The 12,464-nt window shown below is 41.1% G+C and carries 12 protein-coding genes; 5 read left to right on the top strand and 7 right to left on the bottom strand.

Annotated features, from left to right (window positions below; genetic code table 11):
• Positions 1 to 58 precede the first annotated feature (58 nt).
• Entirely contained in the window at positions 59 to 505 is a 447-nt protein-coding gene (locus D8801_RS00615) for a DUF1836 domain-containing protein (RefSeq protein WP_125847120.1), read from the top strand.
• Positions 502 to 1,149 carry a PAQR family membrane homeostasis protein TrhA gene (gene trhA / locus D8801_RS00610; protein WP_001097972.1) on the top strand — a complete coding sequence of 216 codons (648 nt, stop codon included), beginning with the start codon at positions 502 to 504 and terminating at the stop codon, positions 1,147 to 1,149. The genes D8801_RS00615 and trhA overlap by 4 nt, the downstream gene beginning before the upstream one ends.
• Before the next feature lie 54 nt (positions 1,150 to 1,203).
• On the opposite strand, the gene nox is transcribed toward trhA, so the two are convergent.
• Positions 1,204 to 2,583: a H2O-forming NADH oxidase gene (gene nox / locus D8801_RS00605; RefSeq protein ID WP_125837750.1), complete on the bottom strand. Its 1,380-nt coding sequence runs from the start codon at positions 2,581 to 2,583 to the stop codon at positions 1,204 to 1,206.
• Between the two features lie 295 nt (positions 2,584 to 2,878).
• On the opposite strand from nox, the gene D8801_RS00600 reads away from it, so the two are divergent.
• From D8801_RS00600 to D8801_RS00590, 3 genes are read left to right on the top strand one after another with little or no spacing between them, the layout of a single operon-like run.
• Complete coding sequence (locus D8801_RS00600; RefSeq protein ID WP_125847118.1) at positions 2,879 to 3,808, top strand: FAD:protein FMN transferase; 930 nt, start codon at positions 2,879 to 2,881, stop codon at positions 3,806 to 3,808.
• A gap of 18 nt (positions 3,809 to 3,826) precedes the next feature.
• A complete protein-coding gene (locus D8801_RS00595) occupies positions 3,827 to 4,432 on the top strand; it encodes an NADPH-dependent FMN reductase (protein WP_000915933.1) in 606 nt (201 codons plus the stop codon).
• A 17-nt stretch (positions 4,433 to 4,449) separates the two neighbouring features.
• The gene (locus tag D8801_RS00590) at positions 4,450 to 5,694 is read left to right on the top strand and encodes an NAD(P)H-dependent oxidoreductase (RefSeq protein ID WP_125847116.1); all 1,245 of its coding nucleotides are present in this window, start codon (positions 4,450 to 4,452) and stop codon (positions 5,692 to 5,694) included.
• Between the two features lie 83 nt (positions 5,695 to 5,777).
• Here D8801_RS00590 and D8801_RS00585 read toward each other — a convergent pair whose 3' ends face one another.
• The 6 genes from D8801_RS00585 to pgdA all read right to left on the bottom strand — a co-directional run bounded on the left by D8801_RS00585 (position 5,778) and on the right by pgdA (position 12,410).
• On the bottom strand, positions 5,778 to 6,035 hold the full coding sequence (locus D8801_RS00585) for a DUF896 family protein (protein ID WP_000371291.1): 258 nt from the start codon (positions 6,033 to 6,035) through the stop codon (positions 5,778 to 5,780).
• Positions 6,036 to 6,077: 42 nt separating this feature from the next.
• Positions 6,078 to 8,114, bottom strand: a complete 2,037-nt coding sequence (gene glyS / locus D8801_RS00580; RefSeq protein ID WP_125847114.1) for a glycine--tRNA ligase subunit beta — start codon at positions 8,112 to 8,114, stop codon at positions 6,078 to 6,080.
• A gap of 211 nt (positions 8,115 to 8,325) precedes the next feature.
• Complete coding sequence (glyQ, locus tag D8801_RS00575) at positions 8,326 to 9,243, bottom strand: glycine--tRNA ligase subunit alpha (RefSeq protein ID WP_125847112.1); 918 nt, start codon at positions 9,241 to 9,243, stop codon at positions 8,326 to 8,328.
• Between the two features lie 209 nt (positions 9,244 to 9,452).
• A complete protein-coding gene (locus D8801_RS00570) occupies positions 9,453 to 9,824 on the bottom strand; it encodes a GFA family protein (RefSeq protein WP_125847110.1) in 372 nt (123 codons plus the stop codon).
• A gap of 269 nt (positions 9,825 to 10,093) precedes the next feature.
• Positions 10,094 to 10,936, bottom strand: a complete 843-nt coding sequence (locus D8801_RS00565; protein WP_125847108.1) for an aldo/keto reductase — start codon at positions 10,934 to 10,936, stop codon at positions 10,094 to 10,096.
• Between the two features lie 82 nt (positions 10,937 to 11,018).
• Positions 11,019 to 12,410, bottom strand: a complete 1,392-nt coding sequence (pgdA, locus tag D8801_RS00560) for a peptidoglycan-N-acetylglucosamine deacetylase PgdA (protein ID WP_125847106.1) — start codon at positions 12,408 to 12,410, stop codon at positions 11,019 to 11,021.
• Positions 12,411 to 12,464 lie beyond the last annotated feature (54 nt).

Here is a 12,464-nt window from a genome sequence, read left to right as displayed (position 1 = left end):
TTTTGTTTTTTATTATTTTATAATCTAGTTATTAAAACTAGATAAAAAGGAGTTGGAAATGAATTCTAACTTTTCCTACCCAAAATGGGAAGACATTCCAAACATTGACCTCTATCTGGATCAGGTTTTGCTTTATGTCAATCAAGTCTGCGCCCCTATCTCTCCAGATAAGGACAAGGGTCTAACAGCATCCATGGTCAATAATTATGTCAAACATGGTTACCTGACAAAGCCAGACAAGAAAAAATACCAACGCAAACAAATTGCACGTTTGATTGCCATCACCACTCTCAAGTCTGTCTTTTCGATCCAAGAAATCGCTCAGACACTTAATACTCTACAAGCTCAAGCGAGCTCAGACCAGCTCTACGACGCTTTTGTGGACTACATGAACCATGGGATTGATCCAGAAAATCCTATTATCCAAACCAGCTGTCAAACAGTTAAACTCTATCATCAAACTCTAGACTTAATCCTTAGCAAAGAAGAGGAGGTATCCCAATGAATACTAGCCTAAAGCTCAGTAAAAAACTCAGTTTTGGAGAGGAGATTGCCAATAGCGTGACCCATGCTGTGGGTGCCGTTATCATGCTCATCCTACTCCCTATTTCATCCACCTATAGTTATGAAGCACACGGATTTTTATCATCTTTTGGCGTTTCTATCTTTGTTATCAGTCTCTTTCTCATGTTCCTCTCGTCAACCATTTACCACTCTATGGCCTATGGTTCGACCCACAAATACGTCTTGCGAATCATCGACCATTCTATGATTTATGTGGCTATCGCAGGCTCTTATACGCCGGTCGTATTGACTTTGATGAATAACTGGTTTGGCTATCTGATCATTGCCATTCAGTGGGGAACGACCATCTTTGGCATCCTCTATAAAATCTTTGCTAAAAAGGTCAATGAGAAATTCAGCCTTGCCCTTTATCTCATTATGGGCTGGTTGGTTCTGGCTATCATTCCTGCCATTATCAGTCAAACAACGCCAATTTTCTGGAGTCTCATGGTAACTGGCGGACTCTGTTATACAGTTGGAGCTGGATTTTACGCTAAGAAAAAACCTTATTTCCACATGATTTGGCATCTCTTTATCCTAGCTGCGTCTGCACTTCAATATATCGCGATTGTTTATTACATGTAAAAAAGTTGAGAATCTTTTCTCAACTTTTTGTTTTCATATCAAATAATGTTTCTATTATTTTTCAGCTGTAAGTGCAGCCATTGTGATATAGTTGTATGGTTTGTTAAAATGTGGCAAGAAGAATAGGTCTGTCAAGGCCAATTTATCAATTGTTACATGCTCTTGGATAGCAAGTGAGAACATGTGGATTCCCATACTGATAGCAGCATCATGTGAAACCATTTGTGCACCAAGGATTTCGCGACTGTCTTTGTCAAAGACAATCTTGATGGCAACTTCGTGGTTGTCATGTTTGATAAATTCTGGTTTTTGAAGATCGTTAAAGCCAGTTTCAGCTGCGTTATAGCCTGCAGCTTTGGCTTTTTCAAGAGTCAAACCAGTCGAAACCATATGAAGACCGTAGATAGAGATACCGTTTGATCCTTGAACTCCGATTCCTTCCAATTCATGACCACAAGCATTATAAGCACCAACGATACCAGTACGTACAGCGTTAGATGCAAGAGCGATGTAGCTTGTATCTTTACGAGCATTGTCATAAACAGTTGCACAGTCACCAACAGCGTATACACCTGGGATAGATGTTTCTTGTTTCTTATCTACAAGGAAGGCACCGTTGCGGAAGAGTTCGATCTTACCGTCAGCAAGAGCTGTGTTTGGACGGAAACCAACTGCAAGAACAACCATATCCACATCAAATGTTTCTTTGTCTGTTACCAAGCGTTCTACTTTACCATCACCTTGGATGGCTTTAACTGTTTGACCAAGAGCCAAGCGGATATTGTGATCTTCCAAGTTCTTCGCCATCATTTGAGTGAAGTCTTTGTCATAGTAGCCGTTCAAGACAGTGTCTACGATATCTACAAGCACTACTTCTTTTCCAAGACGCTCGAAAGCTTCGGCAAGTTCTACACCGATGTAACCACCACCAACAACGGCAATGCGCTCAAGGTGTTTGCTCTTGTCTTCAAGTTTTTCAATAACTTCTTCAGCGTTTTGGTACAATTTAACAAATTGTACATTTTCAAGAGTTGCTTTGAATTCGCGGTTGCCCTTAACGATTTCAACACCTTCGATTGGAGGCAAGATTGGAGTTGAACCAGTTGCAAAGATCAATTTATCATAAGACTCTTTGTGTTCTTTACCTTCAACTTCTGCAGTCACAACTTTGTTATCGTAGTCAATTGAAAGAACTGGTGAGTTCATGTAAACTTTAGCACCTTTTGCTTCCAATTTTTCTTTATCAGAGTAGAAGAGACCTTCTGGGCCATCGATTTGTTCCCCGATCCAAAGCGCCATTCCACAACCAAGGAATGAAATATTTGAGTTTTGGTCAAATACAACGATTTCATTTTCATGTCCAAAGTTGTCCAACATAGTGTTGATACATGCTGTACCAGCGTGGTTAGCACCAACTACAACGATTTTACTCATAGAATAATTCCACCTTTAAAATTTAATTTACCCCTCTAGTATATCATTTGCTGTTAGCGTTTACAAGGTATTTGCTTGGAATTCTCTTTTTTTCAGAAAAAATTATTCTTTACTATACTATTTGTTTCATTTCCTTCCAATTTTTGAGCATATTTCTTGACTTTTGTTAAAATTTATTTGTGAAAACGCTGACTTTATGGTATGCTAGATACATGGAAAGAAAATGTAAGGGGTTTAATTTCTCTAACTATCTTATATTGAATGATTTCCTAGTAAGAAGAAAGGAGCTGGTAGCTTGCCTCTTCATTCACGTTCTGAACGGCTAATGGGAACAACTATCACGATTTCATTAGTAGATGAACAGGCTGATTGCCTACTTCAAGGAGCCTTTGATTTGCTCAAGGAGCTTGAATACCGCTTCAACGCCAACAGTCAAGAATCCGAACTGATGGAAATCAACTACCAGGCTGGAATCGCACCTGTCAAGGTTCATCCTGATCTATTTGAACTGATTGCTCTTGGACTAGAGCATAGCCTAGCTCCGTCTAGCCACCTCAACATCAGTATTGGTCCCTTGATTCAAACCTGGCGAATTGGCTTTTCAGATGCTCGGCTTCCAAAGCCAAATGAAATCGAAGCCGTCTTGCCTCTAGTTGACCCACATTTTATCAAGTTAGATCCGACTAGCTCTACTGTCTTTTTAGAGAAGAAAGGAATGAAGCTCGATCTAGGTTGTTTGGCTAAGGGCTATAGTGCAGATAAGGTTGCCCAGTATTTAAAAACACACGGTGTCACCTCTGCCTTGATCAATCTGGGAGGAAATATCCTCACCATCGGGAATAACCAAGCTAAAGAAGGGAAAGACTGGCAGATCGGCATTCAGGATCCGCGAAATCCTCGTGGCAATCATCTCCTAACCATTCCTGCTTCTAACAAATCCGTTGTCACTTCAGGTATCTATGAACGCCACCTGACAGTAGATGGAAAAGACTATCACCATATCTTTGATAGTGAGACAGGATTCCCTGTCGAAACCGAACTCACTAGCCTAACGATTATCTCTGATAAATCCATTGATGGTGAGATTTGGACAACGCGCCTTTTCGGAGAACGAAGCGCTTCTATCCTCTGGCAAGTCGAAAGTTTAGATGGTATTGAAGCCATTCTCATCGACAAAGAGGGACGCCTTGCATGTTCTTCAGGCCTTCAAAATTGTATTATGTAAAAAGAGAAAGGAAATCTCATGCTAAAACTTATTGCCATTGTTGGAACGAACTCTAAACGTTCTACAAACCGCCAATTGCTCCAATACATGCAAAAACACTTTGCTGATAAAGCTGAAATTGAACTCGTTGAAATCAAGGATATCCCTGTTTTCAACAAACCAGCAGATAAGCAACTTCCAGCTGAAATTCTTGAGATTGCAGCTAAAATTGAAGCATCTGACGGTGTGATTATCGGTACTCCTGAGTACGACCACTCTATCCCTGCAGTTTTGATGAGCGCTCTTGCTTGGCTATCTTACGGTATCTACCCACTTTTGAACAAACCAATCATGATCACTGGTGCTTCTTACGGTACACTTGGTTCATCTCGTGCCCAATTGCAACTTCGTCAAATCTTGAACGCTCCTGAAATCAAGGCAAATGTTCTACCAGATGAATTCTTGCTCTCACACTCTCTTCAAGCATTTAACCCAAGTGGCGACTTGGTTGACCTTGATGTCATCAAGAAATTGGATGCCATCTTCGATGACTTCCGTATCTTCGTGAAAATTACTGAAAAATTGCGCAATGCACAAGAATTGCTTCGCAAAGATGCTGAAGAATTTGACTGGGAAAATTTGTAAGATAGGAGACCGAAAGAATGAAATTTGTTGGACTTGTTGGATCAAACTACGATCAATCATATAACCGCAAACTCTTGGAATTTATCCGTCGCAATTTCAAATTCAAATTTGAATTAGAAGTTCTTGAAATCGACGAAGTTCCAATGTTTAACCAAGACGAAAAATGGGACGAAAGTTTCCAATTGCGCTTCTTGTATAACAAAATTACACGTGCTGATGGTGTCATTATCGCTACTCCTGAGCACAACCACACTATCTCAGCTTCACTTAAATCTGTACTCGAATGGCTTTCATACGAAGTTCATCCATTTGAAAACAAGCCTGTTATGATTGTGGGTGCATCATACTACGACCAAGGAACATCACGTGCCCAAGTTCACCTTCGTAAAATCCTTGACGCTCCAGGTGTTAATGCCTACACGCTTCCAGGTAACGAATTCCTTCTTGGTAAAGCTAAGGAAGCTTTTGATAACAACGGAAATATCACCAACGAAGGAACTGTTAAATTCCTTGAAACTTGCTTAGATAACTTTGTAAAATACGTAGGAGTCGTTTCGAAATTGAAAAAACCAAAACCAATCGAACCAGAAGACTTGGATTGCGGAAAACCAATTGCTACAACCATTACAGAAGTTGATCCTGACGATCCAGAATGGGTAGAAAAAGTTGCTGCAATCACTGGCGCTGTTTCTGGTGATACCTATGTCAAATTGGACCACGGTATCCTCACAGTTAACCAAATCGATATGTTCTTGAAAGCTATGCCATTTGAATTGACATACGCTGACGATAACAACCAATTCCTCTACTACAACAACGCTCACCAAGATCCAGACACCATGTTTGCCAAACGTGTACCACCTCAATCAGGTAACCGTATGTCGACTGTTCACAATTCTCTTCCACCAGCACGTATGAAGAATGTAGAGTGGGTCATCGGAACACTTCGCAACGGAAACCAAGAATACGTCCGTACGATCGTTCCAGGTTCTCCTGCAGGTGTTATCAACACCCACAACTACCAAGCAATGTACTATCCTGATGGATCATACGCTGGAATCAATGAAATCGTCTTTAACTTCCAACCATGGCTTGACTGGTACCTAAAAGAGACTGGTCAACGTTTGGTGGGTGGTAGCGGACCATTTGCTCCTGCTGCCGGAGGTCATGGAGACGCAGATGCTACTTCTGGCGCTTCTGATTCGGGGGAGGCTGGAGGCCACGGTGGTGACGCAGACGCCACTTCTGGTGCAAGCAACTAAGAAACCAAAAAGGAGCCAAATGGCTCCTTTTTTATTACAACAGAAAAGGGGCTTGTAAATCATCTACACCCCCCCCTTTCATTTTATGAGTTAGGATCATCTAAACTACGGCCGTGTAAACCTTTTTCACGTTGTACTTGGCGTAGTTTTTCTGGTGTGACGTCATTTCCTTCCTCGTCCACAATTTTGATTCCTTCAATGTGGTGACGAACAGAACGACGATAGCCTTCGATATACTCCTCACGAAGTTTAGCTTGTTCCACTTTTTCAGCAGAAGTTAAGCCTTCTGTTTTTTTCTTTTTGGCAAGCTCATTTATACGAGCGATTTTTTTCGGATCCATGTTTCTCTCCTTTATGATAAGATTTAATCCGTTTGACTGAGTTTATTTAGTATTGATTTGGTTAAAGCGTGCAAGCTTAGCTGCTTTCTTGGTTAATTGCGACAAGATGGCCAATCGATTTTGACGAATATCTTGATCATCGGTCATTACCATAGTATTCTCAAAGAAAGCATCAATAACTGAACTAAGCGCAAAGAGTTGTTCTAATTGCTGACTTGCAGTTCCTGACAAGACGAGTGATTCTACGGCTTCTGCCAAGGCTTTCTCTTCTTCATTCTCAAAGAGAGCAGGATCAACAGTATCAGTTCCTTCGGCTTTTTCAGCCAAGTTGAAAGCACGTGAGAGGGATTCGACAGATGGTTTGAAGTCTTCTTTCTTGCTTGCTTCGACAAGAGCACTTGCTACTTCTAGCATATCCGCCACAACAAAGTTTGAACTTGCAAGGACTGCTTCCTTGATGTCTTTTGGAGTTGAACCCATCATCTTATCAACACGAGCCTTGATGAAGTCCATAACCTCTGCTTTATTTTCATAAGTCAAGCTGTCAAATTTCAAAGTATAAAGGCTATCAATCAACTCATCCATAGCAATATGCCAACCAAAAGCATCCAAGATACGAACTACACCTTGCGTCGCGCGACGAAGGGCATAAGGGTCATTAGAACCTGAAGGAATCAAGCCTACTGAGAAGAAACTCAAAATCGTATCCAATTTGTCTGCAATGGCTAGAATGGCTCCAACCTTGCTCTCTGGAAGTTCGCCTTCGGCTGATGTAGGCATGTAGTGTTCACGAATAGCAGCCGCAACTGCTGGAGTTTCTCCAGCAAGAAGAGCATATTTCTCACCCATAATACCTTGGAGCTCATCAAACTCACCAACCATCCCCGTCAACAAGTCAAACTTGTAAATAGCTGCTGCACGAGCAAGGTCAAGAGTTTCATCCATTGATAAACCAGCTTTTTCTGCCAATAGAGTGGCTATCTGACCAGTACGAATCATGTGTTCACGAAGAGAACCTATCTTTTCGTGGAAGGTGACATTGTTTAATTTTTCGACTAGGTCAGAAATAACCAATTTTTGGTCTTCACGCCAGAAGAATTCTCCGTCTTCCAAGCGGGCAACCAAGACTTTTTCATTGCCCTTGATGACATTTCCCAAATGCTCTGCATTTCCGTTACGGACTGAAATGAAGTTTGGCAAGAGTTTACCGTCTTGATCTCGGACAACGAAGTAGCGTTGGTGCTCTTTCATTGAAGTCACCAAGACTTCTTCTGGAACTTCAAGGTATTTGGCGTCAAATCTTCCCATGAAGGCAGTTGGGTATTCAACCAAGTTCAAGACTTCATTCAGCAAGTCAGCATCAATTTCAATACGTACACCATGCTCAGCTTCGATTTCCTTGATTTGGTCAACAATCATTTGCTCACGTTCACGTGGATCCGCGATTACAAACTGTTCACGAAGATCTTCTTCATAGCTCAATGCTGACTGAATCTTGGTTTCTTGTCCCAAGAAACGATGACCACGACTCACACGCCCGCCCTTGATATCAAGGAAATCCAAGTCAAACTCTTGCTCGTCCAAGAGAACTGTCAAAGTGTGTACAGGGCGGATGTATTCAAAGGTGTTGTTAGCCCAGTGCATGCTGACAGGGAAAGTTAGGGATTTCAAGACATCCACGACACCAGTAATGATAGATTCAACTGCTTGACCCACTTCTTCCTTGGTAACATAGACATATTCTTCACCCTTGATTTCACGGAATTCAATATCTTCAACTGTCAATCCTTTTCCACGGACAAATCCTTGAGCTGCTTTGGTGAAGTTTCCATCACTATCCAAGGCGATTTTCTTTGCTGGTCCCTTGAAATCTTCTGTCAAATCAGACTGTTTGTCTGCAAGACCAGTCACACGAACAGCCAAACGACGTGGTGTTGAGAAGGTTTGAATGGCTTCAAAAGACAGGCGGTTTTCCTTGAGGAAGGCTGCCATTTTTTCACCTAGTTGTTTTTCGCTTGGAGTTACTACGTAGGCTGGTAACTCTTCAAGACCGAGTTCTACTAATAAGTTTTTTGTCATATTTTTTCTCCGAAAAGTATCTTTTTATTTTCCAGTTTGCCTTATGTGATTGGCACGCAAGCAACCGACTTCGTCGTTTCATTGCTAAAATTGGAGCCAAAAGTCTCCACTTTTGCCTAGTATCCTTAGCATCACTAAGGATACCTTCATCACTACGGCAACTGGCTCAGGGCTCACTCTGTTCGCCCATTTTCGTAAACTGTCACTCTCTTTACTCTGCGTCTTCTGCTAAGAGTTTAGCTCGTGTTGCTTCATCTAAAAGTGGGTAGCCTAGGCGTTTGCGTTCTGCGACAAAGGTTTTGGCTACGACACGGGCCAGATTACGGATACGGGCGATATAACCTGCTCGCTCCGTTACAGATACAGCCCCACGCGCGTCAAGCAAGTTAAAGGTATGTGAACATTTGAGAACATAGTCATAGGCAGGGTGAACCAAGCCTTCTTCCAAGGCACGACCAGCCTCTTTTTCAAACTTATCAAAGTTTTCAAGCAACATTTCTTGATCAGAAATTTCAAACGAATATTTTGAGTGCTCGAACTCAGGCTGGATAAAGATTTCTCCGTATTTTACACCATCAGCCCACTCGATATCATAGACAGAATCAACTTCTTGAATGTAAGAAGCCAAACGTTCTAAACCATAGGTAACTTCCGCAGTCACAGGACCAGTTGCCAATCCACCAACTTGTTGGAAATAAGTGAACTGAGTGATTTCCATACCATCAAGCCAAACTTCCCAACCGAGACCTGCAGATCCAGTCGATGGATTTTCCCAGTTATCCTCAACGAAACGAATATCGTGTTCCAAAGGATTGATACCCAATTTTTCCAAAGACTCAAGGTAAAGTTCCTGGATGTTTGATGGAGAAGGCTTCATAACTACTTGGAATTGGTGGTGTTGGTAAAGACGGTTAGGATTTTCCCCGTAACGACCGTCAGCAGGACGACGTGATGGCTCTACATAAGCCGCATTCCATGGCTCAGGTCCGATAGCACGAAGGAAAGTGTACGGACTCATGGTTCCCGCACCTTTTTCATTGTCATAAGCCTGCATAAGCATACAACCTTGGTCATTCCAAAATTGTTGCAAAGTAAGGATGATTTCCTGGAAAGTCAATTTTTTAGACATTATTTACTCCTTTTTTTATAAATTACTTGCGACACGAGTCTGCCTCGTCGATCATACGAGGCAAGACGAGTTAGTACTGCGTCTAGCTCAGGCACTCTAGTGCTGAGCGTGGGGCAGCCCGACTGTAAGGAGGTCTCTGCCACTGACGCAGTGAAATGTTAATTTCTTAGACATTGAATACTCCTTTAATTTATATTATCTTTTTAGCTTTATTCATCAAGCAACCAAGAAAAAGCTGGGTCCTGAAAAATATGACGTTTGGGAACAGTTTGTAAATTCTGATCGCATTCATCTACTGTACCCAATTTCAAAGCACAGACTTCTGGTATATTTTCTTGAGCAGTGAAAATTTGACTATGACAGTTCTGACAGTAATAGCGTTGTTTCCCTGGAGATGAACTATAAGTAACCAAATTCTCTTCTCCATACAATACCAGATTTTTACTGCTAACTTTGGCATTAACTGTATAGGCAGACGCAGTTGCTTTCCGACAGAATGAGCAATGACAAAAAACTAATTCCGACAATTCCTCATCTAAAGTGTAGGTGACTACTTTACATAAACAAGATCCTTTAAGCATTATGCTCCTTTCTACTTAGGTATTAGACGAAATTCAAAAAGAACCGAATTTCAACACCCAAGCCTTGCGACTAGGGGCGTCAGAAACGCGGTTCCACCCTAATTTATTACTTCATTGTTTTTTAAAATACGACAGAAAGCGCCAGTTTCTTACCTTGTCCTACTTGGCTCCCACTATCCCAAGCTCGCTTGAAGAACGCCATAAGACTTTCTTTCTTGTTGATTATTATATCAGAAAGAGAGAAAATTTACAATTCTTTTTCTTACTTTCTAAAAATCCATCTCATCCACACGAGGTGCGCCAGAAGTCACTGAAATCGTCTTTAGGACCTCTCGCTCTTCTTTGCTGAGTTCAATCCCAAAACAGTCAAGATTGCTCTGGATGCGAGAGGCTGTTACTGACTTAGGTAACGGTAAAAACTCTTCTGCCAAGCTCCAAGCCAAGGCGATTTGGGCAACTGATTTTCCATGCTTAGCAGCAATTTCTTGGACCTCTTTCTTATCAAACAACTCTCCTTGCCCAAAAGGTCCCCAGGCCTCTAAGAGAATTCCTTTCTCTTTACAGTAGGCAACTACTTCCTCTTGATAAACCCCTGGCGCTAAGCGCACCTGATTAACCGCTGGAATGATTCTTGCTGTCTCAAGCAAGGCATCCAAATGATGGGGGAGGAAATTACTAACGCCGATAGCACAGATTTTGCCTTCTTTGTAAAGATCCTCCATCGCTCTCCAAACTTCAGCATTGCGAGTTTTCCATTCGTTATTTTCCCTTAGTGGTTTTGGATTTGGCCAATGGATAAGGTACAAATCTAGGTAGTCCAATCCCAGTTTTTCCATTGATTCCTCAAAGGCTTGGCGAGCTTCATCATAGCTGTGATTGGTATTCCAAAGTTTGGTCGTTACAAAGATTTCTTGACGTGAAATACCGCTATCTCGTATAGCACGGCCAACGCTCTCCTCATTTTGATAGATAGCCGCAGTATCGATATGACGATATCCAGCCTTTAAAGCTTCTAAAACGGCTTGGTAGGCTACCTCTCCATTTTCAGCTTTCCATGTCCCAAAGCCTAAAACTGGGATTGAAACTCCATTATTAAGGGTATAAGATTTCATCGTTTTTTCCTTTCTATGTGAAGAAAATCTAAAGAAACAAAGTCCTGATTATCAGAATACTTGCTCCTTTAGATTTTACCAATTATTGATCACGGTCATAATACATTTCGTGAGCTTTTAGACGTGAATTGAGCAATTCCGGAATAGTCACAAATGTATAACCTTGCTCTTTCAGATATTCTATAATCTTTGGAAGAGCATTAACTGTAGCGCCGTGAATATCATGCATAAGAACAATCGATCCATTACGAACCTGATGCTGAATCTCTGTTAAAATAGCAGATTCATTCTTGCTCTTCCAGTCCAAACTATCTACATTCCACATGATAAAACTCAAATCCAGACTATTACGAATATCATCTGTAATCGCTCCGTAAGGGGGGCGCATAAGTTTAGAACTCGAACCTAAAACCTTGGTCAAGGCATCTTCCGTATCCGTGATTTGTTTTTTAGCATCTTCCAGAGACAATTTAGAAAGAACGGGATGATCCCAGCTATGATTTCCCACAACATGTCCTTCCGATTTCATTCGTTTCAGAAGATCTTCATTGCCAGCAATGTTTTTACCAAGTACAAAGAAGGTCGCCTTTACATTGTACTTAGCTAATGTATCCAAAGCCTGGGTAGTTGTAGATGGATTTGGACCATCATCAAAGGTCAAGGCTACAACTTTTTTATTTTTCTGAGCAAAGTAAGCCTGGTAAAGTTCAGCATCTTTCTCAAGCAGATAGGATGACTCAATAACATCAAAGAAACTGGATATTGGTAAAGCAATTTCCTCCAGAGTCTCCACTTGGTCAGCAGGATAAAGGATGAGTTGACTATCTTTATAATCAAAGCTCCATGACGACAAATCTTGGTCTGTGAAGTTTTTTAGAACCTGATCCATTTTTGTCTGGTCAAGTTTCTTATCTTCTAGTGTTGACTTGATTTGACTCAGCAGGAGTTCCTTAGCCTTGCTAGCATCCTTGAAAAGTTTACTCAGATCAAAAGTTTTCCCATCTTCAGTCAAGAAAACTTTTCCTAAAGACGTTTTTTCTTTTTCTTCAACCTTTGCTGCAGACAAATCGTAAACTTGCTTACTAATATTACGAGCCACAACTCCCTTTAGGACGGGATCCAACTGCTCCGTATAATAAAAAACCAAATCCTCTTTATCTTCTAGCTTTTCTTTGATATCCTGGTTGATCTTTTCTCTAACAGATGCAATGACTTCCTCTCCTTGAAGAGGGTAGTAGACAATCACTTCGGCTTGACCTTTTCGGAAATGGTCTTTATGACTACCTGCGTTGAACTGTTGATCTTTTTCATTTTTTAAGGTTTCAATTTTTTGTTCATAGGACTGTTTCTGCAAAATCTTGTAACCAATCATGCTACCTAGGCAGATCATAGCAAGACTTAAAATACCTACTAAAACCAGTAATACATTTTTCTTTTTATCGTGGGAAACACGCTTCTCTCTATTTTTCTTCATACCTCCATCATATCAAATCAGAACTGTAATTTCAATGATAAATCGATATTCTTC

The organism is Streptococcus oralis, from assembly GCF_003943415.1.
GTDB classification, from domain to species: Bacteria; Bacillota; Bacilli; order Lactobacillales; family Streptococcaceae; genus Streptococcus; species Streptococcus oralis_BJ.
This window is presented reverse-complemented; position numbering and strand designations above follow the sequence as displayed.

What these genes read in the sequence shown, in the direction of transcription:
- nox (WP_125837750.1), bottom strand. Translation starts at nt 2,583, where the DNA reads ATGAGTAAAATCGTTGTAGTTGGTGCTAACCACGCTGGTACAGCATGT.
- glyS (WP_125847114.1), bottom strand. Translation starts at nt 8,114, where the DNA reads ATGACAAAAAACTTATTAGTAGAACTCGGTCTTGAAGAGTTACCAGCC.
- D8801_RS00570 (WP_125847110.1), bottom strand. Translation starts at nt 9,824, where the DNA reads ATGCTTAAAGGATCTTGTTTATGTAAAGTAGTCACCTACACTTTAGAT.
- D8801_RS00585 (WP_000371291.1), bottom strand. Translation starts at nt 6,035, where the DNA reads ATGGATCCGAAAAAAATCGCTCGTATAAATGAGCTTGCCAAAAAGAAA.
- D8801_RS00565 (WP_125847108.1), bottom strand. Translation starts at nt 10,936, where the DNA reads ATGAAATCTTATACCCTTAATAATGGAGTTTCAATCCCAGTTTTAGGC.
- glyQ (WP_125847112.1), bottom strand. Translation starts at nt 9,243, where the DNA reads ATGTCTAAAAAATTGACTTTCCAGGAAATCATCCTTACTTTGCAACAA.
- D8801_RS00590 (WP_125847116.1), top strand. Translation starts at nt 4,450, where the DNA reads ATGAAATTTGTTGGACTTGTTGGATCAAACTACGATCAATCATATAAC.
- trhA (WP_001097972.1), top strand. Translation starts at nt 502, where the DNA reads ATGAATACTAGCCTAAAGCTCAGTAAAAAACTCAGTTTTGGAGAGGAG.
- D8801_RS00615 (WP_125847120.1), top strand. Translation starts at nt 59, where the DNA reads ATGAATTCTAACTTTTCCTACCCAAAATGGGAAGACATTCCAAACATT.
- D8801_RS00595 (WP_000915933.1), top strand. Translation starts at nt 3,827, where the DNA reads ATGCTAAAACTTATTGCCATTGTTGGAACGAACTCTAAACGTTCTACA.
- pgdA (WP_125847106.1), bottom strand. Translation starts at nt 12,410, where the DNA reads ATGAAGAAAAATAGAGAGAAGCGTGTTTCCCACGATAAAAAGAAAAAT.